The sequence below is a fragment of the Agrobacterium sp. ICMP 6402 genome (genome assembly GCF_009498615.1).
GTDB classification, from domain to species: Bacteria; Pseudomonadota; Alphaproteobacteria; order Rhizobiales; family Rhizobiaceae; genus Agrobacterium; species Agrobacterium burrii.
In genome coordinates this window covers 253,562-278,095 of sequence record NZ_QSNV01000002.1, presented here as the reverse complement: position 1 = coordinate 278,095, position 24,534 = coordinate 253,562, and the positions used below count along the sequence as shown (strand labels likewise).

The window sequence follows — 24,534 nt, the reverse complement described above, 5'->3', positions numbered from 1 at the left end:
GTATGTTCTTTGGATTGCGTCCCTCTAGCGGGTAATCCGTGTTTTAAAAAGTGTTAAAGCGCCTTTTGCCCTTGATCGAGCATCGACCGCCGTGCGGAAAACCACCGCAGGCCGCTCTCCGTCAGAATTGCATCAAGCGGCACGTCATGTGGCTCCGCCGGCACCGACAGTACTTCCTGACAATCAAAGGCGACACCGATGAGAACGGGGCTCCGACCCTTGCCATGCAATCGCGCAATGGCGCGGTCATAGTGGCCCGCACCATAACCGATACGCTGACCCTGACCGTCGAAAACAGACAGCGGCACGAGCAGAATATCCGGATCGAGAACATCCGCATCCGCCCCCGGCCCGGTCGTGCCGAAGCCGGTCTTCACCAGTGTGGTATCCGCGTCAAAGGCGCGGAAAACGATGGTTTCGCGGTCCAGGACAACGGGAAGCACAAGACGCCCTCCCCTCGTCCGCAGCGCCTCCATCAGCGGCCGGACATCGGCCTCGGAACGGATCGGCATGAAACCGGAAATGATCGCGCCCGGCGCAAAGGGGATGGCGGATGCGCCATTGGCGGTGATCGCCCGGCTCTTTTCCTGCCGCTCGGCTAACGTCAGAGCATCGCGCGCGGCAAGCCTTTCGCCGCGCAGTCTCGCTTTTTCGGCAATGTCGCCAGACATCAGGCGGCCCGGCTCACGAGCACCTTGTCGATACGATGGCCGTCGAGGTCGATGACTTCGAAACGCCAGCCGTTGCGAGTGATATGCTCGCCCAGTTCCGGCAGACGACGGAACTCATCCAGCACCAGACCGGCAACGGTCTCGAACTCGGCATCCTCGTCAATCTGGAAGCCCATGCGGTAAGCGAACTCGTCGGCCGGCATCCAGCCGGCGACAAGGAACGAACCGTCCTCGCGCTCGACCATGGCCGGCTCCTCGTCGTTATCTTCCTGGAAGGCACCGGTGATGGCCTCCAGAACGTCGCCGGAGCTGACGATGCCTTCGAAATGGCCGTATTCGTCGTATACCAGCACCATATGCACCGTGGAACGGCGCAGAGACTGGATTACATCCACAGCACTCGTCAGGTCCGAGACAACGGGAACTTCGCGCAGAAGCTCGCGGACATCCAGCTCCTTGCCGGAGGCAAGCGCATCAAAGGCGTCCTTGGCGAAAAGCACGCCGAGAATTTCATCGGAAGCGCCGTTGCGTACCGGCAGGCGCGAACGCTGCGTCTGGCGAAGCTGCTCACGGATTTCCTCCGCGCTGTCTTCGATATCGACCACTTCCACATCGCGGCGCGGCGTCATCAAGCCGCGTGCATTGCGGTCCGCCAAGCGCATGACGCTGGTGATCATCGCCGATTCCTCGGTTTCGATCACGCCGGCGCTGTGCGCCTCGGCCAGAACGGTGCGGATTTCGTCGTCGGTCACCGAGGCGTTTGACTCACCACTATGGCCGAGAAGGGCCAGAACAGCCTTGCCGGATCTGTCGAGCAACCACACCAGCGGCGCGCCAACCCGCGAAAGCATCACCATGGTGGGCGCGACACGAGCGGCAATCTTTTCAGGATCGCGCAAGGCGATCTGCTTGGGCACCAGCTCGCCGACAATCAGCGACAGATATGTGATGGCGATGACGACTGAGCCGACACCGATTGCATCGGCAGCACGATCAGGAACGCCCTGCTCCAGAAGCCATGAGGTGAAACGGGCGCCAAGTGTGGCGCCGGAAAATGCGCCGGAGAGAACGCCAACCAGCGTGATGCCGATCTGCACCGTGGAAAGAAAACGTCCGGGATTGTCGGAAAGGCCGAGCGCCATGGTGGCGCCCCTGCTGCCTTGCGCGGCAAGCACCTTGAGCCTCGCCGGTCTGGAGGAGACAACGGCAAGCTCGGACATGGCAAGCACACCGTTCAATACGGTGAGCAGGACCACGATCATAATTTCAGTAAACAAGTTTAGCTCTTTGGGCTGTTGAACGGCACGTCGCGGTTTTGGCCGCAGCGCCCTTTATATAAAAGGACATGACAGACATACCAATCCGGATAATAGGGAATTGTTCCGCTATTGCAATGACGGCAATGTAAAAAAGCCGCATCCGGCAGCAGTGAAAAATAACTGTCGACGATAAAATAATCAGGTGAAGAACCGGGGTTAACCCAAAACTTCAAGTGCGATCCACGGCGACCGATGGAGATTTACGATCCTGGGTGCCTACAAATGTAGGTGGGCACCGTGTGTCCAGCCCCACGGGACTGGCCAGGGACAGCTCCCTTTGGATCGAGTATGGCCCCAGGGATTGTGGTTCCTGTCGGGAAGCGCAGAACGCCTTCAAGATATAGGACGGATCGGGGAAAACCGCCAGAGGGCGCGGTGCGAAATTTTGCCGCCTCAGAACTCTTCAGCCAGTCAATGCGCTGCGGGCTTCGGCCGGGCCAGCAATTTGTCGGTTATCCCGTTCAGGCGCTCAGCCAGATCGCCGATGGCAAGCGCCACCATCTCGTCCGATTTCGCCTTGTGCTCGGCCATGCCATCGCGGTTGCGGGAAAGGGAGGCAACTTCGCCTTCCAGCTTCTCGAGCTTGCGGTTGATTTCGGAAAGCTCATCCATCACCATGATGCCGGCCATGACGGTGAGCCTGAGATCACCGATTTCACCGAACTGGCTCTTGAGGTGCCCGACATAACGGTCGAAACGCGTCGCAAGGTCGGTCAGGTGATCTTCCTGCCCCGCCTCGCACGCCATGCGATAGGCCTTGCCGTCGATCATAACAGTGACTTGCGCCATGAAACCGCTCCTATCGATCCAGCACCGCGCGGATTGTCTCCATCGCCGTCACCAGACGGCGGGAAACCTCGCGATTGACTTCTTCAAGACGGTTGGCGCGAAACTCGGCCTGATCCAGTTCCTGCGCCAGCCTGGCGCGGTCGACATGGACCCGTTTGACCTCATTATCGATCTCGCCCGTCTCCCTTTGCCGCTCGATACGCATATCGATGGCATTTTCGAGATTTGTGATGGCAGCATTCAGCTCCGTCAGCGCAGATTGTACGGTCTTCTCAGCCGACATCGTTTTTTCCAACTCGCACGCAACCGGCCGAATCGTCCGGTTTCAGGCCTTTTCCACATTCAAGAGGTTATTACCCGATTTATCATCCCGTCAATCAAACCAGTGCATTGAGGCGTTTTGCTCTGTGGATGAACGAAGAAGCGCCGGCCCATATCGCACGAATTTTATTGGGACACCCGATTTTCTAAACGATTTTTTCTCCCGCAGCGAACCGCAAACGCCCGTGGATTTATTGACTTGCCTGCCTCACCTGCTATGGATCAACCCGCTTTTTGGATAGTTGCGTAAAACTATCTCCTTTCACCCGGAACAGACGGAAAAGCCATGATTTCTCGCGACAAACACAACCGGATGGCAAATGCGATCCGCTTTCTTGCCATGGATGCAGTGGAGAAGGCCAATTCAGGCCACCCCGGTCTGCCGATGGGCGCCGCCGATGTCGCCACCGTTCTTTTCACCCGCTATCTGAAATTCGATCCCAAAGCATCGCTGTGGCCGGATCGTGACCGCTTCGTGCTGTCTGCGGGCCATGGTTCGATGCTTCTTTACTCGCTGCTCTATTTGACGGGCTACGAGGACATGACGATCGACGAGATCAAGCGTTTCCGTCAGTTCGGCTCCAAGACCGCCGGCCATCCCGAATATGGCCATGCGACAGGCATCGAAACTACCACCGGCCCGCTCGGCCAGGGCATCGCCAACGCCGTCGGCATGGCAATCGCCGAGCGCAAGCTGGAAGAAGAATTCGGCTCCGACCTGCAGAGCCACTTCACCTATGTGCTGTGCGGCGACGGCTGCCTCATGGAAGGCATCAGCCACGAAGCCATCGCGCTTGCCGGCCACCTGAAGCTCAACAAGCTCGTTCTGTTCTGGGATGACAACAACATCACCATCGACGGCGAAGTTGGCCTTTCCGACAGCACCGACCAGATCGCCCGCTTCAACGCGGTTCACTGGAACACCATCCGCGTCGATGGCCATGATCCGGACGCGATTGCCGCCGCCATCGAAGCTGCGCAGAAATCCGACCGCCCGACCTTCATCGCCTGCAAGACTGTTATCGGCTTCGGCGCGCCCAACAAGCAGGGCACCCACAAGGTTCACGGCAACCCGCTCGGCGCAGAAGAAATTGCCGCTGCCCGCAAGAGCCTCAACTGGGAAGCCGAAGCTTTCGTCATTCCGGAAGACGTGCTCGATGCATGGCGTCTCGCCGGTCTGCGCTCCACCAAGACCCGCCAGGACTGGGAAGCCCGCCTCGAAGCTACTGAAGCCGGCAAGAAGGCCGAGTTCAAGCGCCGCTTCGCCGGCGACCTGCCCGGAAACTTCGACAGCTCCATCGATGCCTTCAAGAAGAAGATCATCGACAACAACCCGACGGTTGCCACACGCAAGGCCTCCGAAGACGCGCTCGAAATCATCAACGGCATTTTGCCGGAAATGGTCGGTGGTTCGGCTGACCTGACGCCGTCCAACAACACCAAGACCAGCCAGATGAAGTCCATCACGCCGAGCGACTTCTCCGGCCGTTACCTGCATTACGGCATCCGCGAACACGGCATGGCGGCGGCAATGAACGGCATCGCGCTGCATGGCGGTCTCATCCCCTATGCCGGCGGCTTCCTGATCTTCTCGGACTATTGCCGTCCGTCGATCCGCCTGGCTGCCCTCATGGGCATCCGCGTCGTCCACGTTCTGACGCATGATTCCATCGGCGTCGGCGAAGACGGCCCGACCCACCAGCCGGTGGAGCAGATCGCGGCACTCCGTGCTATTCCGAACCTTCTCCTCTTCCGCCCGGCGGATGAAACCGAGACGGCGGAATGCTGGCAGCTGGCTCTCGAGCAGAAGCATCGCCCGTCCGCGCTGGCGCTTACCCGCCAGAATCTGACGCCTTCGCGCAAGGAATATGAAGAGAAGAACCTTTCCGCTTACGGCGCTTACGAACTTGTGTCCGCAAGCGACGCGAAGGTTTCGATCTTCGCTTCCGGTTCGGAAGTCGAAGTGGCGCTGAAAGCCGCCGCAACGCTGAAGGACAACGGCATTTCGGCCCGCGTCGTCTCCGTTCCCTGCTTCGAACTCTTCAAGGAACAGCCGGAAACCTATCGCAACGCCATCATCGGCAAGGCTCCTGTCAAGATCGCGGTGGAAGCCGCCATCCGCCAGGGCTGGGATTATTTCATCGGCTCCGACGGTGCTTTCGTCGGCATGCATTCCTTCGGTGCATCCGCGCCGGCGAAGGATCTCTTCAAGCACTTCGGCATCACGGCGGAAGCCGTTGTCGCCGCAGTCGAGGCAAAACTTGCATGAGGGCTTCCCAGCCCTCACTAATTTCAGCAAAGACCACGCACATATCTTGTTCGGGAGACTGTAAATGACTGTAAAAGTTGCCATTAACGGCTTCGGCCGCATCGGCCGCAATGTTCTGCGCGCCATCGTCGAGTCCGGCCGCACCGATATCGAAGTCGTTGCCATCAACGACCTCGGCCCGGTTGAAACCAACGCCCACCTGCTGCGCTACGATTCGATCCACGGCAAGTTCCCGGCCGACGTGAAGGTCGAAGGCGACACGATCACCGTTGGTGGTGGCAAGCCGATCAAGGTAACGGCTGTTCGTGATCCGGCAACGCTACCGCACAAGGAACTGGGTGTCGACATCGCGCTCGAATGCACGGGCATCTTCACCGCCCGCGACAAGGCCGCCGCTCACCTGACGGCCGGCGCAAAGCGCGTTATCGTGTCTGCTCCGGCGGACGGCGCTGATCTCACCGTCGTTTTCGGCGTCAATGACGACCAGCTGACCAAGGACCATCTGGTCATTTCCAACGCGTCCTGTACCACCAACTGCCTGGTGCCGGTTGTGAAGGTTCTCGATGACGTCGTTGGTATCGATCATGGCTTCATGACCACGATCCACTCCTACACGGGCGACCAGCCGACGCTGGACACCATGCACAAGGATCTGTACCGCGCCCGCGCCGCAGCCCTTTCCATGATCCCGACCTCGACGGGTGCAGCCAAGGCCGTTGGCCTCGTTCTGCCGCACCTCAAGGGCAAGCTGGACGGCACGTCTATCCGCGTTCCGACCCCGAACGTTTCGGTTGTCGACTTCAAGTTCATCGCCAAGCGCGACACGAGCGTTGAGGAAATCAACGAAGCGATCAAGTCCGCTTCCAACGGCAAGCTGAAGGGCATTCTCGGCTATACCGAAGAGCCGCTGGTTTCCCGCGACTTCAACCATGACAGCCATTCGTCGATTTTCGCGATCGACCAGACCAAGGTCATGGAAGGCAAGTTCGTGCGCGTTCTCTCCTGGTACGACAATGAGTGGGGCTTCTCCAACCGCATGTCGGACACGGCCGTCGCCTTCGCAAAGACCATCTGAGCATAAATCGCTCCATCAAAAAACCGGCAGGAGCAATCCTGCCGGTTTTTGTTTGCCGAAAAAAAAGCCGGCGGGACTGAGGGATCCCGCCGGCGTCGATCCAGAAGCAAGGCGGGGACGCTTCGGATCGAAAACGGTCGCCGGCCAAAGAACTGGCCGCTCCTCAACGCGACGGATGAGGCACGCACATTCGTCATCTTTTATTGTTGATGATGACCGGTCCCCGGTCGCCGGCATTGCTCCAGATCGTATCAAAAGTCTGCTGTCGCAGGTCGCTTTGCTGCATGGAAAGCTTCATCATGCAGTCTGCAAAATCACGCGAACCTTCGGGGTAACCGAATACCCGGCAGCGTTCGCGTTGCGCGGCCATGTTTTCAGCTGTCTGCTCCGTGCTGGAGCAACCCGAAACAATCGAGCCCGCCGCCAGTAATATAATGATGGATATTCGTTTCATCCGATCGCTCCGGTAATGATGAAAAGCAATTCGGAGGTGACAACTAGCGCAGCTGGATTATCGCTATGTTACGTGAAAACACGGCTGACTAATCTATTTCGGTAATCTGCTCATCCCTTTCAGGCAAAAGATCGAGGCGCGGAACAGGTGTTGCTTCAAGCGACGCACCTTCGCCCGCTCGCCGAAAAAATTCCCATTTCCTGCCTTTGTCTGGTCCATTTTGAGACCGACAAGAAGCACAGGGACAACGGTCGTGCGCAATGCACTACGGCCCTGCCGTATCATTCGATACACCCCGCCTTGCGTCGCCTTTCAACGCCAACCAACTCAAGCGCTGACAGACCGCAACCCGTGGCGCATTGGTTGCAGACGCGCAGAGCATTCATTGCAGCGGCCAGCGCGGTTTGAATGAGGCGGTGGACGTGGAATCATTTTATCTTCTGTTGCTGGTGGCAACTGTTCTGGTTCTCGTCGCAGCCTTCTCCAGCCTCATCGCCTTCCGGTTCGGCGCGCCGCTGCTGCTGCTCTTTCTGATGATCGGCCTTGCCGCGGGCGTGGATGGCCTCGGCATCGAATTCACCAACAATCCGCTCGCCTATATGCTCGGCTCGCTTGTGCTTGCGGTCATCCTTTTCGATTCCGGTTTTGGTACGTCGATACAGTCCTTCCGGCTTTCGGCAGCACCCGCCGTCGCACTCGCCACAGTCGGCGTCATCCTCACATCCGTCTTTTTTGCCGGAGCGGCCGCCCTGTTGCTCGGCCTTTCCTGGCTGGAGGGCCTGCTGCTTGGCGCCATCGTCGCCTCCACGGATGCGGCAGCCGTATTCTTCCTGCTGCGCATCGGCGGCATTCACATCCGCGATCAGGTGCGCTCGACGCTGGAGGTGGAATCCGGTACCAACGACCCGATGGCGATTTTCCTCACCGTCGCGCTGGTGGAGATCATCGCCAAGGGTCAGGGGCTTTCCGGTATCGACAGCGGTTTCCTGCTGCTGTTCATCGAACAAATGGGCCTCGGGGTGATTTTCGGCCTGCTCGGCGGCATCATGATCGCCACCGTGGTCAATCGTTTCGCAGCAGATCGCGGGCTTGCGCCGATCTTCGTTCTGGCGCTGGCATTGCTGGTCTTCTCCTTTACAGGCGCAATTGGCGGCAGCGGTTTTCTGGCGGTCTATGTGGCAGGCATCGTCGCCGGCAACCGCAGGATTTTCGCCAAGGAAACCATCCGCCGTTTCCATGAGGGGCTGACATGGCTTGCCCAGATCATCATGTTCCTGATGCTCGGCCTTCTGGCCACGCCGTCGCAATTTCCGGCAATCGCCATCCCGGCCGTGCTGCTGGCGCTTTTCCTGATCTTCGTCGCTCGCCCGCTAGCGGTCTGGCTCAGCCTCATGCCCTTCAGCTATACCCAGCAGGAAACATCCTTCGTGGCATGGGTCGGCCTGCGCGGCGCGGTTTCCATTCTGCTCGCCATCATGCCCATCCTCGGCGGGCTGGACGATGCACAGATCTATTTCAACGCCGCCTTCATCATCGTTCTGGTATCGCTCTTGGTGCAGGGCTGGACCATCAAACCGGTGGCGACAAGGCTAGGGCTGATCGTGCCGCCGCGCATGGGCGACGTCGACAAGCTGGAAGTGGACCTTCCCGGCACCGCCAATCACGAACTGATCTCCTACCGCGTCGCCAAGGGCAGCGCCATCATGCAGGGCGAGCGCATTCCACGCTGGGCGATGCCTTCGCTGGTGGTGCGCGACGGCAAGTCGATCCGTTACCAATATGCCGGCCGGTTGCGGGAAAACGACCTCGTCTATCTTTTCATTGCACCGGGTTATTCGCGGCTGATCGACCGGCTGTTCGCCAGCGCCCTGCCGGTTGCCGATGACGATGCCGATTTCTTCGGCACCTTCGTTATCTCTCCAGCCCGCCCGGCCAAAGAGCTGGATGCGGCCTATGGTCCCGGCCTGATTTCTCAGACCGAACAGGCGATGAGCATTGCCGAATTGATCGAGGCGCGTCTTGCCGGAAAGGCCGATTATGCCGACCGCGTCCGCCTCGGCTCCATTGTCCTCATCGTTCGGACGCTGGACGAACATGAGGCCATTACCGGCATCGGTATCTCACTGGAACCGGTTGAGCCCGCCACCAGCCTGCCGATCTTCATCAGCTTCGGCGAGATCATCCGCCGGGTGCGCGAGCATCTGGCGCAACGGCGTCAATCGCGCTCCGGCAACGCCATCGAGGACACCGCCGCGCCTTCGAACGCGGTGAGAGAAAATGAGGGCTGACCGGCTTGCGTCGGCAATCAGGCATAGTATGGTCCGTCCCGAACTCGCAACCAAATCAGGATCGCCCCATGCCCGCCTTCAAGACCATCGACGACCTTAACGACATTGCCGGAAAGCGCGTTCTCGTCCGCGTTGATCTCAACGTGCCGGTTGCGGATGGCAAAGTAACGGACGCGACCCGCATCGAGCGGGTTGCGCCGACCATCCTGGAACTGTCCGGCAAGGGCGCGAAAGTCATTCTGCTTGCCCATTTCGGCCGGCCGAAGGGCGAACCGGTGGCCGACATGTCACTTTCGCAGATCGTCCCCACCGTCGAGGAAGTGTTGGATCACGCCGTTTCCTTCGCGACCGATTGCATTGGCGCGCCGGCAGCGGACGCGGTCGCGAAGATGAATGATGGCGATATCCTGCTTCTGGAAAATACCCGCTTCCACAAGGGTGAAGAAAAGAACGACCCGGCATTCGTCGAGGCACTGGCCGCCAATGGCGATATTTATGTGAACGACGCCTTCTCCGCCGCCCACCGCGCCCACGCCTCCACCGAGGGTTTGGCGCGCCACCTGCCCGCCTATGCCGGCCGCACCATGCAGGCCGAACTCGAAGCGCTGGAAAAGGGCCTTGGCCAGCCGGTCCGTCCGGTGGTCGCCATCGTCGGCGGCGCCAAGGTTTCGAGCAAGATCGATCTCCTGATGAACCTCGTCAAGAAGGTCGATGCCCTCGTTATCGGCGGTGGCATGGCCAACACCTTCCTCGCCGCCCGCGGTGCGCAGGTCGGCAAATCGCTGTGCGAACACGATCTGGCCGAGACCGCAAAACAGATCATGATCGAGGCGGCGACATCCGGCTGCGCGATCGTGCTGCCGGAAGACGGCGTTGTGGCCCGTGAATTCAAGGCAGGTGCTGCAAACGAAATCGTCGATATCAACGCCATTCCGGCTGACGCCATGGTTCTCGATGTCGGCCCAAAATCGGTTGAAAGCATCAAGGCCTGGATTTCCCGCGCAGAAACGCTGGTCTGGAACGGCCCTCTCGGCGCCTTCGAAATCGAGCCCTTCGATGCGGCGACCGTGGCAGCGGCAAAGCACGCCGCCGAATGCACAAAATCAGGAAAACTCCTCTCCGTCGCCGGTGGCGGCGACACGGTCGCGGCACTCAACCATGCCGGTGTTTCCGACGATTTCACCTATATCTCGACGGCGGGCGGCGCCTTCCTTGAGTGGATGGAAGGCAAGGAATTGCCGGGCGTTGCCATCCTGATCGCCGCCAAGTAAACTCATTTCACTTGCCTGACACAAGGCCGGACAAGCCCTGCTTGTCCGGCCTTGTTTTTTGGTAAGTGCACGTGGGAGGAAAAGTTTCAAACGATTGAAATCATTTCAATCGTTTCAATGAGTTAGCGTGCCATTTCCCTGCCCTGGAACTTCTGTTATCGGGAATTTATTGTGCCTTGGGAGAATAGCAAATGACCGAACGTCTCGAAGACATCGCAATCAAAATGGTCGCCGACGGCAAGGGCCTGCTCGCAGCCGACGAATCCACAGGAACGATCAAAAAGCGTTTCGACAGCATCAACCTGGAGTCCACCGAGACCGCCCGTCGCGACTATCGCGAGATGCTGTTCCGCTCCGACGACGCCATGAAGAAATACATCTCCGGCGTCATCCTTTACGAAGAAACCCTGTTCCAGAAGGCTGCCGACGGCACGCCTTTCGTTGACATCATCAAGACCGCCGGCAGCCTGCCGGGCATCAAGGTGGATATCGGTGCAAAGCCGATGGCTTACCACCCGCATGAATTCATCACCGAAGGCCTCGACGGTCTTTATGAGCGTCTGCGCAAATATCACGAGGCTGGCGCGCGTTTCGCCAAGTGGCGTGGCGTCATCACCATCGGTGAGCAGCGCCCGAGCTGGGGCTCCATCAAGGCCAACTCCCAGTCGCTCGCCCGTTACGCCGCTCTCTGCCAGCAGGCGGATATCGTGCCGATCGTGGAGCCTGAAGTGCTGATGGATGGCGAACCCGGCACGCACGACATCGATCGCTGTGCGGAAGTCACGCAATGGGTGCTCCAGACCGTCTTTGCGGATCTGTTCGACGCCCGCGTCAACCTTGAAGGCATGATCCTCAAGCCGAACATGATCATCGACGGCAAGAAGGCTCGCAAGGCTTCAGTCGAGGAAGTGGCGGAAAAGACCGTCAAGGTTCTGAAGGCCACCGTGCCTTCCGCCGTTCCGGGCATCGCCTTCCTTTCCGGCGGCCAGTCCTCCGAAGAAGCGACCGCGCATCTCTCCGCCATGAATTCCGGTTACGACCTGCCCTGGTCGCTGACCTATTCGTATGGCCGCGCGCTCCAGGACACCGCACTCAAGACATGGGGCGGCAAACAGGAAAATGTCGCTGCCGGCCAGCGCGCCTTCACGCACCGCGCCGCCATGAACAGCCTTGCCGCCAAGGGCAACTGGAAGCTGGAACTCGAAAAGGCCGCATAAGGCCCTTCGACAGGCATGTAAAACAATCAAAGCCGCCCCGATGGGCGGCTTTTTCTTTACGGGCGCAGGAGAAGCGTCGCCGACCAGATGACAAAGGCGGCCACCGCTATCTTCCAGCAATCGCCTCTTTTCTTAAGGCCCGGCAGACCCAAAGGCCGGATGATCTGGACCACCATGGCCAGCAGCAAAAAAAGCCCGATCGCCTTCGTCATTTATTGAGCCTTTTCTTTATTTCTGCATCGTCACAGGCTGGACATTTTTACCGTTCACCAGAAGAGTGCAACTCATTCGGGTAATCCCGTTTTATGGCCTGTCCGACCGTCCGTCCGAACGCATGAGAGTGTTTTCATGAGCAGAAATCTTCTACCCGTATTCGCTCTTTTATCCAGCACTCTGTTTCTTTTTCTCGGCAACGGCCTTCAGGGCCTCGTGCTGCCGGTTCGCGGTTCGGCCGAAGGTTACTCCAATGAAATCCTGGGCTTTCTCGGCACCTCCTGGGCCGCCGGCTTCGTCATCGGCTGCTTCGTGGCGCCCGCCATTGTTCGCCGGGCGGGGCATGTGCGGGCTTTTGGCTCCTTCGTCGCGCTGATCTGCCTGACGGTGCTGATGACTGGACTCATTGTCGATGATGTCTGGTGGATTGCCCTGCGCGCACTTACCGGCTTCTGCACGGCCGGCACCTCGATGATCATTGAGAGCTGGCTGAACGAGCGCGCCACCAATGAGAGCCGCGGCATGATCTTTTCGCTCTATATCGCCATCACGCTGCTCGGCGTCGTGGCGGGGCAGATGATCGTGCCGATGGGCGATATCAGCAATACCTCGCTGTTCATGATCTGCGGCATCATCTATTGCATCGCCATTCTGCCGGCCACGCTTTCCAAGGCGGCCAGTCCACAACCGTTGCAGAAGGTCAGTCTGGATCTACCGGCGCTCTACCGCAACTCACCGGTGTCCTTCATCGGTATTCTGATGATCGGCATCGCCAACGGCGCTTATGGTACGCTCGGAGCCGTTTTCGGCGCGCGGGCCGGTCTTGACCCGACCATGATCGCCATCATGGTGTCCGTCACGATTTTCTTCGGCGCGCTGGCGCAATTTCCGGCAGGCCGTCTTTCAGACCGGATAGACCGCCGTTACGTGCTGGCCGGATTGGCCGGGCTTGGCGCCGTCGCAGGCCTTGCCGTTGCCGTAGTGCAGCCGCGTGATGTCTATGTGCTGATTTCCATGGTCGCCATTTACGGCGCCGCGGCCAACGCGCTTTATCCCATCGCCGTGGCGCATGCCAACGACTATGCCGCCGCGGAAGACTTCGTCAAGGTCTCGGGTGGTCTGCTGCTGCTCTACGGCATCGGCACCATTATCGGCCCGACACTCGGCGGCGCGGTCATGACCTATTCCGGCCCTTATGCCCTGTTTTTTGTGACAGCCGTGGCCCACGTGCTGATCACCGCCTATGCCATCATCAGAAGCCGTCAGCGCGCCGCCCTTTCAACCGGCGAGAAGGACAATTTCTCGACGATGATGCCAACCACACCTTCACCGCTCGTTACACCGGAAAGTATTGCGCTTGACCCGCGCGCGCCGCAATATTCCGAAGACGATGGCGACTATGTGGAAAAAGGAGCAGGCATATGAGCCTCTTTGACGATGACCGCCCACAAAAACCCGTGGCGCACGAGATAGGCAGCGATCTCAGCCTTCTTTCAGTCGATGAGTTGAGCAGCCGTATCGACCTTCTGCAGGCCGAAATCACCCGGCTGGAGGAGGAGAGAACCCGAAAATCCGCCGGGCGCCTCGCGGCGGAGAACCTCTTCCGTTCCTGACGGAACTTCAAGAAAAGGCCGAAGGCAATGCCCTTCAGCAGCAAGCTGCAACGCTGATGGTAAACGGGAATAAATATTCTGGCGCAGTCTTTCGTTTACCATTAACCAAAAATTAAGCTTTCTGAGAGATTACTATACATGTCCAGTTCTTCTGGACCTCAGGCATCTTCTCCATTCGGCGAATTGGTCTGATTTTTCTCCCTGTTTTACCTTGAGAGCCGCTTTCGCGGCTCTTTTTTTACCGCTCAACGGATTCGGTAAAACTGTGGGTATTAACCCTTCTTTAATAATTGCCTTGCGCATTTCGGGTAAAGATACCATCCTGAAAACACTAAAAGGCCGGAACAAAACATCCGAGTCTTCGTTGCCTGACAGTGTGGTGCGTGAGCAGGGATTTAAAGAAATGTCGGAACAGGTTTTAAATACCATAAGCTTTGCGGGGCGCGCTGCTGCTTCCAACCAGTTCAAAACCCTCTATACTGAGGGCATGACTTTGGTTGAGGAAACGGCAAGCTATCTCGATGGCGCCGGCCGCGTTGCCTCGAAGGTTCTGCCGCGCATGGCCTCGGTCCTTTACGCAGCGGAATCGATGCGCCTCACCACTCGCCTGATGCAGATGGCCTCCTGGCTGCTTCTGCAACGCGCCGTCAACAACGGCGAAATGACGCGGGATCAGGTTCTGAACGAAAAGAGCAAGGTGCGTCTCGACAGCTTCAATGTCGACCGCAATGCGCCAGGCTGGAACGATCTGCCGGAATCTTTCCGTGACCTCATCGAACGGTCGCTGCGCCTCCAGAACCGCATCGCCCTTCTCGACCGCGAAATCTATCGCCCGTCCGAAGCCACCAAGGTGCCGGACAATGAAAATAGCGTGCAGGCGCAGCTTAATCTCCTGCGCACGGCCTTTTCTATCAACTGAAAAAAGACGACCTTATCCGGACAATTTGAAAAGCAGGCCATCGGCCTGCTTTTTTGTTTTTGGTATTATGTCGAGTGAACGCTGCCACCGAAACAGGGCAACAAAAAAGCCCGGTAAAACCGGGCTTTTTTAAATGATCCGTCCGCAAGTGGATCAGAGGCCGAGGCCGCCGAAACGCTTGTTGAACTTGGAAACGCGGCCGCCGCGGTCCATAAGCTGCTGGTTGCCGCCCGTCCATGCCGGATGGGACTTGGGGTCGATTTCAAGGTTCATGACAGCGCCTTCCGAACCCCAGGTGGAGCGGGTTTCGTATTCGGTGCCATCGGTCATGACCACCTTGATCGTGTGGTAAGCGGGATGGATATCAGCCTTCATGACAATCTTCCTGGTTAAGTGACGTGCGGTCCATTGCCGCAATTGCGTCAATTGAGCCATTTCAATAAATGAAGCCATAGACCAGATGGGCTATGGCTTCCCAATTCGATGCGGAGCCTATACATGAAGGTCGCCGAGATAACAAGAGCCTGCCATACCCTTGTGAAAGGAGATGGCCGCAGGGGCAGAAATTTTACCGCACGCCGGAAATCTTCTCCCTAAAAAGCCGAAAATGGCATGGAACGAGGAGCATCAGGCACGTGGCAGACATAGAAGAGCAGAAAGCGGCGAAACAGCGAAGCCTTAAACCGCTTCTCAGCCTGTTTCCCTATCTCAGGCGTTATCGCGGCCTGATGGCGGCCGCCCTTTTTGCGCTCGTTCTTTCTTCCGCCACCACACTGGCCTTGCCACTCGCCGTTCGCCGCATCATCGATCATGGTTTCCAGACGCCGGATGGCGGCATGATCAACAGCTATTTCGCCGTGCTTCTGGCGATCGCCGTCCTGCTCGCGCTCGCCAGCGCCATGCGTTATTATTATGTCATGACCATCGGTGAAAGGGTCGTCGCCGATCTGCGCCACGATGTCTTTGCCCACCTCACAACATTGTCGCAGCAGTTTTTCGATAGCAATCGCTCCGGCGAGCTGACCTCGCGGCTGACCGCCGATACGGTGCAGATTCGCTCGGCTTTCGGTTCATCCGCCTCCGTGGCGCTGCGTAACATCATCATGTGTTGTGGCGCAGTCGCCATGATGATCTATACCAGCCCCGGCCTTTCCGGCCTTGCGCTGCTTGCCATTCCCTTCATCGTTTTTCCGCTGATCGCTTTCGGACGGTCTGTTCGCGCCCGCTCCCGCACGACGCAGGATACGCTCGCCAATTCCGCCGCCTATGCCTCCGAGACGATCGCCGCAAGCCGCACCGTGCAGTCCTTCAATGCCGAAGCGCTTGCAAATGCCCGTTACGGCGCCTCCGTGGAAGCCGCCTATCAGGGTGCGCGTGCGGCGATCGGCGCCCGCTCCATTCTCACCGCCGTCGCCATTGCGCTGGTCTTCGGCAGCGTCGTCGGCATTCTCTGGTATGGCGCGCAAAGTGTCCTCTCCGGCGGCATGACGGCGGGAACGCTCGGCCAGTTCGTGCTTTATTCGGTCATCGCCGCCAGTGGCCTTGGCCAGCTTTCGGAAGTCTGGGGTGAATTGGCGCAGGCGGGTGGCGCTGCCGAACGGCTTTCCGAGCTGCTAAATGAGCGCTCGCCCGTGATCGAACCCACGGCACCTGTTGCCATGATCGAGCCGCCGCGTGGCGAGGCGGAATTCGAAAATGTCGATTTTGTCTATCCGCTAGCGGCGGGACGCCCAACCCTCTCCGGCCTTTCCTTCAAGGTTGGCGCTGGCGAAACGGTCGCCATTGTCGGCCCGTCAGGCGCGGGCAAGAGCACGGTGTTTTCGCTGTTGATGCGGTTTTACGATCCGCAACAGGGCCGCATCACGGTCGATGGTGCTGATATTCGCGATGTCAGCCTCACCGATCTGCGCGCACACCTGTCCATCGTTCCGCAGGATGTGGCGATCTTTGCCTCCTCCATTCACGATAATATCGCCTTCGGCCGGCCGGAGGCGACCCGCGAAGAGGTCCGCACCGCCGCAATCGCTGCCCAGGCAGACGGCTTCATCGAGCGTCTCACCGATGGTTACGATACGCAGGTGGGCGAGCGCGGTGTAACGTTGTCCGGCGGACAGCGCCAGCGCATCGCCATTGCCCGCGCCATTCTGCGCGACGCGCCGATCCTGCTTCTCGACGAAGCGACCTCGGCACTGGATGCGGAAAGCGAAACGCTGGTGCAAAAGGCGCTCGACGAGCTGATGAACACCCGCACCACCATCGTCATCGCCCACCGCCTCGCCACGGTTCTGAAGGCAGACCGCATTCTGGTGATGGATGACGGCCGCATCATCGAAGAAGGCACGCACCAGAGCCTCATTCGCCAGAACGGCCTTTACGCAAGGCTCGCCCGGCTGCAATTTCAGACCGGACCGGACGAGCTGCGTGCCCAGGCGTGAGTCGTTTAAGCCAGCACGCTGCACCCCGCAACACGGCCTGAAAACAGGCAGCCACCAAGAAATGTGCCTTCGAGCGCATTATAACCATGCATGCCGCCGCCGCCAAAGCCAGCCACTTCGCCAGCGGCATAAAGGCCCGGCACCGGCTCACCGGCAGCATCCAGCACCCGCGCCTCAAGGTCGGTATGCAGGCCGCCGAGCGTCTTGCGTGTCAGCACATGCAGGCGCACCGCGATCAACGGCCCCATTGCCGGATCGAGCAAGCGGTGTGGTTTTGCTGTCCGCATCAGCTTGTCGCCGAGATAACGGCGCGCGCCATGGATCGCGGTTATCTGCGCATCCTTGCTGAAACCATTGACGATTTCCCTGTCACGCGCTTCAATCTGCCGGCGGATGTGATCGATATCCAGCCGCTCGTCGCCGCTGATGGCGTTCATCGCCGCCACAAGCTCCTCCAGCGTGTCGCGGACAGCGAAATCCTCACCGTGTTCCATGAAGGCCCGTACCGGCCCGGGTGGTTCCTTGCCCAGCCTTTTGAGCAGCAGCCGCACATTCTTGCCCGTCAGATCCGGATTTTGCTCGGAGCCGGAAAGAGCGAATTCCTTCTTGATGATCGCCTTGGTCAGAATGAACCAGCTATGACCGCTGCCACGCTCGCCCAGCATTTTAAGCGTGCCGAGCGTATCGAAGCCCGGCATGGCGGGGGCGGCAAGACGGTTTCCATCCGCATCGCACCAGAAGGAAGAGGGGCCGGGCAGGATGCGGATACCATGGCCCGGCCAGATCGGATCGTGGTTCTTCACGCCTTCCGTGTAATGCCACATGCGATCAGGGTTGATGACAGCTCCGCCCGCTGCCTCGGTAATGGCGACCATGCGGCCGTCTACATGTGCGGGCACGCCGCAGACCATATCTGCCGGAGGTTTGCCCAGCCTCTCCACCGGCCAGTTGCGGCGCACCAGCTCCTGATTGCCGCCAATGCCACCGGAACTGACGATGGTCGCCGCGGCTGAAATTGTGAAATCACCCTCAACCTCACGACTGCTCTGTTGCCCACGCGCCACCGGGTCCGTTGCAAGGACCGCACCGGAAACGCCAGTCACCCGACCATCGGTGATATCCAGATGATCAACGCGATGGCGGAAGCGAAAGGTGAGCCGACCGCTTGCCGCCATGGCGTTTGCCTTTTCGATGAAAGGCGCCAGCACGCCGGGGCCGGTTCCCCAAGTGACATGAAACCGCGGAACGGAATTGCCGTGCCCATCAGCCAGCGCTCCGCCGCGTTCGGCCCAGCCGACCACGGGAAACCAGCGCATGCCGAGGCGATGCAGCCATTCACGTTTCTCTCCGGCAGCAAAATTCAGATAGGCTTCCGCCCAGCGGCGTGGCCAATAGTCCTCGGAACGGTCGAAACCGGCCGAACCTAACCAGTCCTGCCTTGCAAGATCGAGATTGTCGCGCACCCGCATCCGGCGCTGCTCAGGACTATCGACAAAAAACAGTCCACCCAGCGACCAGAAGGCTTGCCCGCCAAGGTTCTGCTCGCCCTCCTGATCCACGACACAGACGGTCAGTCCTCGTTCGGCCGCTTCGGTCGCCGCCACCACTCCGGCAAGCCCCGCACCAACAACGATCACATCATATCGCTCCATCAACCCCTCCCAGATATGACGGAATTACCTTTACGCGAACGTAAATTCACTTCCACCGGAAGGCAACCACGATGATGCGGCGGCGACGTCAGCGTTCGGTCAGCTTGAGTTCAATACGGCGGTTCTGCTGGCGTGCTTCCGGCGTATCGCCCTCGGCAATCGGCTGAAACTCGCCAAACCCCGCAGCAACCAGCCGGTTTGCCGGCACGCCCCTGGAGATCAGGAATTTCACCACCGAGGTCGCGCGGGCCGAGGATAACTCCCAGTTGTCGCGGAAACGGCCGGAACCGGAAAGCTGAACATTGTCCGTATGGCCATCCACACGCAGGACCCAGTTGATTTCCGCCGGGATTTCCTTGGCGAGATCGATCAACGCCGCCGCCAGTTTCTCCATTTCCGCCTGCCCGGCCGGATTGAGGTCATTGCCGCCGGAAGGAAACAGCACTTCGGACTGGAAAACGAAACGGTCACCAACGATGCGGATGTTTTCGCGGTCTGAGAGAATTTCACGTAGCCGACCGAAGAAATCCGAACGATAGCGGTTCAGTTCCTGCACCCGCTGCGCCAGCGCGACATTGAGGCGACGGCCGAGATCGGCGATCTTGACCTGAGAGGAAGTGTCCTTGGCTTCCGATGCCTGCAGAGCGGCCTCCACCGAGGCGATCTGCGCCCGCAGCGCCGCGATCTGCTGGTTGAGCAATTCGATTTGCGCGGACGCCCGCGAATTCGCCTGCTTCTGGTCATCCAGTTCGCCGGTCAGGCTGCCGATCCGGGCATTGGCGTTGGCGTTGTTGCCCGATCCCGCATCGAGAAGCGCCTGCAGGCGAGACCGTTCGTTTTCCGATGATGCGAGCGTCGATTGCAGGCTTGCCAGCGCATCCTCAATATCCTGCTTGTTGCCCTTTTCCATGGCCAGAAGTTCGGTCAATTCGGCAATCTGGCTGTTGAGGCGCGTCAGCACCTCGTCCTTGCCGGTAATTTCCCGCGACAGGACGAATTGCGCCAGCACGAAGACCGTCAACAGAAACATGATGGCCATGAGCAGCGTCGACAGCGCATCGACGAAACCCGGCCAATAGTCCACACCCCTGTCGCGGCGGCGATTGCGCGCAAGCGCCATGGCTACTCGCTCCCGTTATCGTGCCGGGTGCGTCCGGAGGATTTTGTCTCGCTGTCGATCCGCGTCGACAGCCGGTCGAGCGTGCGACGGAGTGATTTCGATTCTTCCTGTTGCGCCTCGATCCAGTCGCGCAGCATCTGCTGTTCGCTGCGCATATTTTTGACAAGACCCTGAATACCTTCGGCAAGGCTGGTCATGGCCGCAAGCGAGCGTTCGGTGCTGACCATGGCGCCGGGCTCCGCCTTGAATTCCCTCGGCCCATCGACCGTCGTATCCGTGACGGAAGACAGCCAGTTTTCAAGCTGCGTGTAAAAGCGGTTCTGAGCGCGGCCGGCCTGAAGATCGAGAAAGCCGAGGATCAGCGAGCCTGAAAGACCAAGAAGCGACGAGGAAAACGCCGTTCCCATGCCCGCCAGCGGCGCAGTGAGGCCGGCCTTGAGCGAACCTAGAATATCGTTGCTGTCGCCGGCGCTCGGGTCGAGCGACTGGATGACATTGCTGATGGCGCCGATGGTACCGATCAGGCCCCAGAAGGTGCCTAGCAGACCGAGAAACACCAGAAGGCCGACGAGATAACGCGATGTGTCACGTGACTCGTCGAGACGTGTCCCTATGGAATCGAGGATGGTCCGCTGCGTGACGCCGGAAAGCCGGACTTCGCCGCCTTTGCCGATCAGCGTGCTCATGGGGGCAAGCAGTTTTGGCGCACGGCCAGCCTTTTCAACGCTGCCGGCGGCGCGGAAGGCATTAAACCAGCGCACTTCTGAACGCAGGCTCATGGTCTGGGTAAACACCAGAATGATGCCGATGGCCAAAACGCCGAGAATGAAACCGTTGAGACCGGGATTGGTCATGAAGGCGGTATGCGCCTGCCGGTAAAGAATGGCCGCCAGAAAACCGACGAGGATCAGGAACAGAACCATCGTCCACAGAAACGGTGTGGGGCTGGACAGCTTGTAGCTGAATTGCCGCGTGGTCACCGGTTTCTCGACGCCGAGATCAAGTAACTCCGAATCCGCCATAACGTTCGCATTCCCTTCGGTCATGTATCTAGCGGAAGCTATTTGAAAATTGCGACGATTTGAAGCGAAAAGCCGGTCTTTCGTCACAGGCATTTTACAAAACCGGGAGGGAACCATGCGCAGAAAAACAAAAACGCCCGGCAAGGGTTTGCCGGGCGCCTGAAACTTGCATTAAACGGCAGGTTTTCTGCCGAAATCGTTCAGCGGCCCGGGATCGGGCGATTGGCGACTTCCACGAGCGCCTTGTGGATATATTCGTTTCCGGCAGCGACACTGCCGGTGCCAAAGATGTCCGCACCACCCTTGACGTCGGACGTGAAGCCGCCAGCTTCGCGAATCAGCACCAGACCGGCCGCCACGTCCCACGGAGAAAGTTCCGCTTCCCAGAAACCGTCGAGACGACCTGCGGCAACATAGGCAAGGTCAAGCGCTGCAGCGCCCATGCGGCGGATGCCGGCAGCCTCGCCCATGACGTGGCGAAGCTCGACCAGGAACTTGCCGTGATTGCCGCGGCCGAGATGCGGAACGCCGCAACCGATGACGCAGTCAGTCAGTGCTTTGCGCGCAGCAACACGAATGCGGCGATCATTGAGGAACGCGCCGCCGCCACGCTCGGCTGTGTAGAGCTCGTCGGTGGCCGGATTGAAGATTACGCCGGCGACGACTTCACCATTGCGCTCCAGCGCTATGGAAACGGCGAAATGGGGAATGCCGTGCAGGAAATTGGTCGTGCCATCAAGCGGATCGACGATCCAGCGATGCGCGCCATCCGTGCCCTTTTCCTCGCCGCCTTCTTCGCCCAGAAAATCGTAGGTCGGGCGGGCTTTCATCAGTTCGTCGCGCACGATCTTTTCGGCTTTCAGATCCGCCTGCGAGACGAAATCGCTCGGTCCCTTGACCGAAACCTGAAGGTTCTGCACTTCACCGAAGTCACGCGACAAAGACTTACCCGCCTTGATGGCGGCCTGAACCATGACATTGAGAAGGGCTGAACGGGCCATCGAATTTGTTTCCTGGAAAGCTTGCGAACCGCCCGAAAGCGCATCGGGCAGGCACGTCATTATTTTCTTGAGTTGAAAGTTTGCGGTTCAAGACCACAAAACGCGCGGAAATTCAAGGCAAAAAGCCCGGCAGTGCCAGCCAGCTCTGCAAGACCGGGTCTGCATCACGTCGGACGGAAACGATTTGCAGCATCAATCGCCTTTTTCTGCTGCTCGTCGGTAATGCCGAGATAGAAATCCTCCAGCCTTGGATCCTTCAACCCGGCGCGGCGGGAAAGCACATACCATTTGGCAGCTTCCACCGGATCGGGCCGGGTGCCGAGCGCCTGAATGTAAAGATGTGCGACCTTGTTCTGCGCAATGACATTGCCGCGCTGCGCCGCGCCATAAAGCCAGCGGAAGCCTTCATCCAGATTACGTTCACCGCCAAAGCCATTCACCAGCCAGATGCCCAGATCGACCTGCGCGGTATCGTAGCCCGCCTTTGCGGCCCGCATCAGCCAGTCCCGCGCCTTCGCCTTCTTCTCGGCCGGCACATCCTTGACCGACCAGTAGATCTGCGACACCGCATATTGCGCGTCGGCAATGCCCTGCTCGGCGGATTTTTCGTAGAATGGCATCGCCATCAGCAGGCCCTTGGCACCGGGATTTTCCGAAACCAGTATCTGTCCCCAGTTGAACTGGGCGGACGCATTGCCGGCTTCCGCTGCGCGCCGCATGAAATCGTCGGCCTTCGCCTTGTCGCGGGTGACGAATTTGCCTTCCATCAGGATCAGGGCGAATTTAAACATGGCGACGGGATCGCCACCCTGCGCCGCCTGCTGATACCAGAAGGCCGAGGTCTTTTCATCGCGGGCGATACCGAGGCCGCGCGACATCATTTCGGCCACCAGCGTCTGGGCCGACGCATCGCCGTTCTGCGCGCGGTTCAGCGCCTTGTCGAGCGCCTGCACATATTCGCCGCGCTGGAAATGCCCGTAGGCCTCATCCACCCTGCCCTTGAATTCCTTCTCCGGCGGCAGGGCCGGCAGGTCCGCGCCCATGCGCTGATAGACATTGACGCCCTGCGACGGCTGCAAATCCTTCTGTTCCTCGGATTGCACCCTGCCCTGACGGGAAGGCTGGGCCTCATCTTCCAGCTGGCGGGAGAGCGCATTGCTTTCGCTCTGCGGTCCGGACTGGGCAAAGGCGACGCCTGCTGGCGCGCCGAAAGCAAGCGCCAGCAGCGAAACGGAAAGGCAGAAAGGAACCGAGCGCATGAACATCGCCTGTATCAACCGCCAAACCGTGGCGCTTTTTCGTCAAGCAAAGCGTTGATTTCAGAAACGGCCTGAGCGGCGCCAGCGGGATTGTCGAAAACGCCGCTGCGCATCGCCACAAATTCCACGCCGGTTTCGGAAACGGCGACCACCGAAGACGGATCCGTGCCGCCCATGACGATGGCCGGGATTTCGATCATCGACGCCCACCACTCGCCGAGCGCCAGATTTTTGGGATGCGCCTCCGGCTTGATGTCGCCTTCGAGTTTGCCAAAGAAGACGTAGTCCGGATTGGACTCACCCATCTCCAGCGCCTTGTGGCGGTCATCGGCATTGCCGCCGCCGACGATCAGTTTCGGCGTAAAGTTTTCCACAGCCTCTGCAAGCGCCTCGGCATTACCAGCAACATGCAGGCCATCCGCCTTCACCCGGCTGGCGACGCGGCTGTCGCCGGCGACAAGGGCGGCCGCACCGGCCGCCTGAACGATCGGCACGATCAGTTCGGCCCATTTCTGGAAAGACGCGTCATCCAGACCGTATTGCGGAATGATGACGGAAGCCACATCGCCGCCCTTTAGCGCGCCTTCCACTTCTGTCGCCTGCTTTCGCGCATCGTCCGATTGCGGAAGGATCAGAACAAGGCGGCAACGGTCTTCAACTATGGTCATCGGTTCGTCCATTTCAGGCAGAAGACACTTCTGGAGCGATCTGCACTCGTTTTGATATGATAAATCCGATAAACCGGACCGGCGAAAGGATCAACCATCCATCCATGCTGACCGATTTTCATTTTTTTCTCGTCGCCATTCCCGCAGTCGTGCTTGTCGGCCTTTCCAAGGGCGGATTGGGCGGTGCGCTGGCACTGATGGGTGTGCCACTGATGGCGCTTGCGATCCCGCCCGTGCAGGCGGCGGCGATCTTCCTGCCGATCCTGATCGTCATGGATCTCGTGGCTCTTTGGGCGTGGCGGCACCATAATCATCGTCAAACGCTCCTCATCATGCTGCCGGGCGCAATCGCAGGCATCACTCTCGGTTGGGCCACCTCGAGCTTCATATCAGCGGACGCCATGCGCCTTGTCGTCGCCTCGGTGACCATCCTCTTCGTCTTGCGTTATTTTTACGAGAGCTTCAAAAGCCGAAGGGGACAGGCAATCCCGGCCAAAACGCAACGACCGGCGGCGGCAACGCTCTGGTCCAGCCTGTCGGGTTATGCGAGCTTCGTGGCCCATGCGGGCGGCCCGCCCTTCCAGATTTACGTCCTGCCGCTGAAGCTCGACCCCAAAACCTATACCGGTATGAGCGTGCGTTTCTTCGCCATCATGAATGCGATCAAGCTCATCCCCTATTTCGCGCTGGGGGCGCTGGACGCCACCAACCTCAAGACATCGGCAAGCCTGCTACCTGTGGCGATGCTGGCGACACTCGCCGGCGCCAAAGTGGTGAAATACATGAAACCCGCCGTGTTTTATCCGCTCATGTATGCCATGGCGCTTGTCGCCGCATCAAAGCTGCTATGGGACGGGTTACCGCTTTAGCCTTCGGCAGCCAATAAAAAGCCCCGGCTGCACCACAGGTGCTGCCGGGGCCGAAAGAGATCAAACCGTCAGTCCTTTATTTCATCCAA

General features: G+C 59.3%; 23 protein-coding genes and 1 other RNA gene. 10 read left to right on the top strand and 14 right to left on the bottom strand.

The window, feature by feature from the left end:
- Positions 1 to 53: 53 nt before the first annotated feature.
- The 5 genes from DXT96_RS09440 to DXT96_RS09415 form a co-directional block, all read right to left on the bottom strand.
- Positions 54 to 671 carry a 5-formyltetrahydrofolate cyclo-ligase gene (locus tag DXT96_RS09440; RefSeq protein ID WP_153514422.1) on the bottom strand — a complete coding sequence of 206 codons (618 nt, stop codon included), beginning with the start codon at positions 669 to 671 and terminating at the stop codon, positions 54 to 56.
- Entirely contained in the window at positions 671 to 1,933 is a 1,263-nt protein-coding gene (locus tag DXT96_RS09435; RefSeq protein WP_174374019.1) for a hemolysin family protein, read from the bottom strand. Before DXT96_RS09435 ends, DXT96_RS09440 begins: the two co-directional genes overlap by 1 nt.
- 230 nt (positions 1,934 to 2,163) lie before the next feature.
- Positions 2,164 to 2,322, bottom strand: a non-coding RNA gene (gene ssrS, locus DXT96_RS09425) — 6S RNA.
- Between the two features lie 79 nt (positions 2,323 to 2,401).
- Positions 2,402 to 2,779, bottom strand: a complete 378-nt coding sequence (locus tag DXT96_RS09420) for a cell division protein ZapA (RefSeq protein ID WP_153514420.1) — start codon at positions 2,777 to 2,779, stop codon at positions 2,402 to 2,404.
- Positions 2,780 to 2,789: 10 nt separating this feature from the next.
- Entirely contained in the window at positions 2,790 to 3,062 is a 273-nt protein-coding gene (locus DXT96_RS09415; protein WP_046799912.1) for a DUF4164 domain-containing protein, read from the bottom strand.
- Between the two features lie 324 nt (positions 3,063 to 3,386).
- On the opposite strand from DXT96_RS09415, the gene tkt reads away from it, so the two are divergent.
- Positions 3,387 to 5,369 carry a transketolase gene (gene tkt / locus DXT96_RS09410; protein ID WP_149899510.1) on the top strand — a complete coding sequence of 661 codons (1,983 nt, stop codon included), beginning with the start codon at positions 3,387 to 3,389 and terminating at the stop codon, positions 5,367 to 5,369.
- A 64-nt stretch (positions 5,370 to 5,433) separates the two neighbouring features.
- A complete protein-coding gene (gene gap / locus DXT96_RS09405) occupies positions 5,434 to 6,444 on the top strand; it encodes a type I glyceraldehyde-3-phosphate dehydrogenase (RefSeq protein ID WP_149899511.1) in 1,011 nt (336 codons plus the stop codon).
- 193 nt (positions 6,445 to 6,637) lie between these two features.
- On the opposite strand, the gene DXT96_RS09400 is transcribed toward gap, so the two are convergent.
- Positions 6,638 to 6,898 carry a hypothetical protein gene (locus DXT96_RS09400; RefSeq protein WP_149899512.1) on the bottom strand — a complete coding sequence of 87 codons (261 nt, stop codon included), beginning with the start codon at positions 6,896 to 6,898 and terminating at the stop codon, positions 6,638 to 6,640.
- Between the two features lie 422 nt (positions 6,899 to 7,320).
- Here DXT96_RS09400 and DXT96_RS09395 point away from each other — a divergent pair, with 422 nt between their 5' ends.
- The 3 genes from DXT96_RS09395 to DXT96_RS09385 all read left to right on the top strand — a co-directional run bounded on the left by DXT96_RS09395 (position 7,321) and on the right by DXT96_RS09385 (position 11,674).
- Positions 7,321 to 9,186: a potassium/proton antiporter gene (locus DXT96_RS09395; protein WP_371418825.1), complete on the top strand. Its 1,866-nt coding sequence runs from the start codon at positions 7,321 to 7,323 to the stop codon at positions 9,184 to 9,186.
- Between the two features lie 68 nt (positions 9,187 to 9,254).
- The gene (gene pgk, locus DXT96_RS09390; protein WP_153514419.1) at positions 9,255 to 10,457 is read left to right on the top strand and encodes a phosphoglycerate kinase; all 1,203 of its coding nucleotides are present in this window, start codon (positions 9,255 to 9,257) and stop codon (positions 10,455 to 10,457) included.
- A 191-nt stretch (positions 10,458 to 10,648) separates the two neighbouring features.
- Positions 10,649 to 11,674, top strand: a complete 1,026-nt coding sequence (locus DXT96_RS09385) for a class I fructose-bisphosphate aldolase (protein ID WP_153514418.1) — start codon at positions 10,649 to 10,651, stop codon at positions 11,672 to 11,674.
- A gap of 56 nt (positions 11,675 to 11,730) precedes the next feature.
- Here DXT96_RS09385 and DXT96_RS26935 read toward each other — a convergent pair whose 3' ends face one another.
- Entirely contained in the window at positions 11,731 to 11,886 is a 156-nt protein-coding gene (locus DXT96_RS26935; RefSeq protein WP_003497629.1) for a hypothetical protein, read from the bottom strand.
- Between the two features lie 136 nt (positions 11,887 to 12,022).
- Here DXT96_RS26935 and DXT96_RS09380 point away from each other — a divergent pair, with 136 nt between their 5' ends.
- The 3 genes from DXT96_RS09380 to DXT96_RS09370 all read left to right on the top strand — a co-directional run bounded on the left by DXT96_RS09380 (position 12,023) and on the right by DXT96_RS09370 (position 14,419).
- The gene (locus DXT96_RS09380) at positions 12,023 to 13,312 is read left to right on the top strand and encodes an MFS transporter (protein WP_153514417.1); all 1,290 of its coding nucleotides are present in this window, start codon (positions 12,023 to 12,025) and stop codon (positions 13,310 to 13,312) included.
- Positions 13,309 to 13,500 carry a DUF1192 domain-containing protein gene (locus tag DXT96_RS09375; RefSeq protein WP_142841551.1) on the top strand — a complete coding sequence of 64 codons (192 nt, stop codon included), beginning with the start codon at positions 13,309 to 13,311 and terminating at the stop codon, positions 13,498 to 13,500. Before DXT96_RS09380 ends, DXT96_RS09375 begins: the two co-directional genes overlap by 4 nt.
- 403 nt (positions 13,501 to 13,903) lie before the next feature.
- Positions 13,904 to 14,419, top strand: a complete 516-nt coding sequence (locus tag DXT96_RS09370; RefSeq protein WP_149899516.1) for a DUF1465 family protein — start codon at positions 13,904 to 13,906, stop codon at positions 14,417 to 14,419.
- Between the two features lie 153 nt (positions 14,420 to 14,572).
- On the opposite strand, the gene rpmE is transcribed toward DXT96_RS09370, so the two are convergent.
- Positions 14,573 to 14,794: a 50S ribosomal protein L31 gene (gene rpmE / locus DXT96_RS09365; protein WP_003506183.1), complete on the bottom strand. Its 222-nt coding sequence runs from the start codon at positions 14,792 to 14,794 to the stop codon at positions 14,573 to 14,575.
- A gap of 260 nt (positions 14,795 to 15,054) precedes the next feature.
- Between rpmE and DXT96_RS09360 the strand changes: the two genes are divergently transcribed.
- Positions 15,055 to 16,854 (top strand): ABC transporter transmembrane domain-containing protein, encoded by a 1,800-nt coding sequence (locus tag DXT96_RS09360; protein WP_371418824.1) that lies wholly within the window; start codon positions 15,055 to 15,057, stop codon positions 16,852 to 16,854.
- A 5-nt stretch (positions 16,855 to 16,859) separates the two neighbouring features.
- On the opposite strand, the gene DXT96_RS09355 is transcribed toward DXT96_RS09360, so the two are convergent.
- From DXT96_RS09355 to DXT96_RS09330, 6 genes are all read right to left on the bottom strand, one after another.
- Positions 16,860 to 18,506 (bottom strand): FAD-binding dehydrogenase, encoded by a 1,647-nt coding sequence (locus tag DXT96_RS09355; protein WP_153514416.1) that lies wholly within the window; start codon positions 18,504 to 18,506, stop codon positions 16,860 to 16,862.
- An 88-nt stretch (positions 18,507 to 18,594) separates the two neighbouring features.
- Positions 18,595 to 19,626, bottom strand: a complete 1,032-nt coding sequence (locus tag DXT96_RS09350; protein ID WP_149899519.1) for a peptidoglycan -binding protein — start codon at positions 19,624 to 19,626, stop codon at positions 18,595 to 18,597.
- A gap of 2 nt (positions 19,627 to 19,628) precedes the next feature.
- Complete coding sequence (locus tag DXT96_RS09345) at positions 19,629 to 20,648, bottom strand: flagellar motor protein MotA (protein WP_153514415.1); 1,020 nt, start codon at positions 20,646 to 20,648, stop codon at positions 19,629 to 19,631.
- Between the two features lie 200 nt (positions 20,649 to 20,848).
- Positions 20,849 to 21,649, bottom strand: coding sequence for an inositol monophosphatase family protein (locus tag DXT96_RS09340; protein ID WP_149899521.1), 801 nt, complete (start codon positions 21,647 to 21,649; stop codon positions 20,849 to 20,851).
- Positions 21,650 to 21,813: 164 nt separating this feature from the next.
- Complete coding sequence (locus DXT96_RS09335; protein ID WP_194287613.1) at positions 21,814 to 22,914, bottom strand: tetratricopeptide repeat protein; 1,101 nt, start codon at positions 22,912 to 22,914, stop codon at positions 21,814 to 21,816.
- Between the two features lie 8 nt (positions 22,915 to 22,922).
- On the bottom strand, positions 22,923 to 23,576 hold the full coding sequence (locus DXT96_RS09330) for a thiamine phosphate synthase (RefSeq protein WP_153514413.1): 654 nt from the start codon (positions 23,574 to 23,576) through the stop codon (positions 22,923 to 22,925).
- A 104-nt stretch (positions 23,577 to 23,680) separates the two neighbouring features.
- On the opposite strand from DXT96_RS09330, the gene DXT96_RS09325 reads away from it, so the two are divergent.
- Complete coding sequence (locus DXT96_RS09325) at positions 23,681 to 24,445, top strand: sulfite exporter TauE/SafE family protein (RefSeq protein ID WP_153514412.1); 765 nt, start codon at positions 23,681 to 23,683, stop codon at positions 24,443 to 24,445.
- Positions 24,446 to 24,534: the final 89 nt, after the last annotated feature.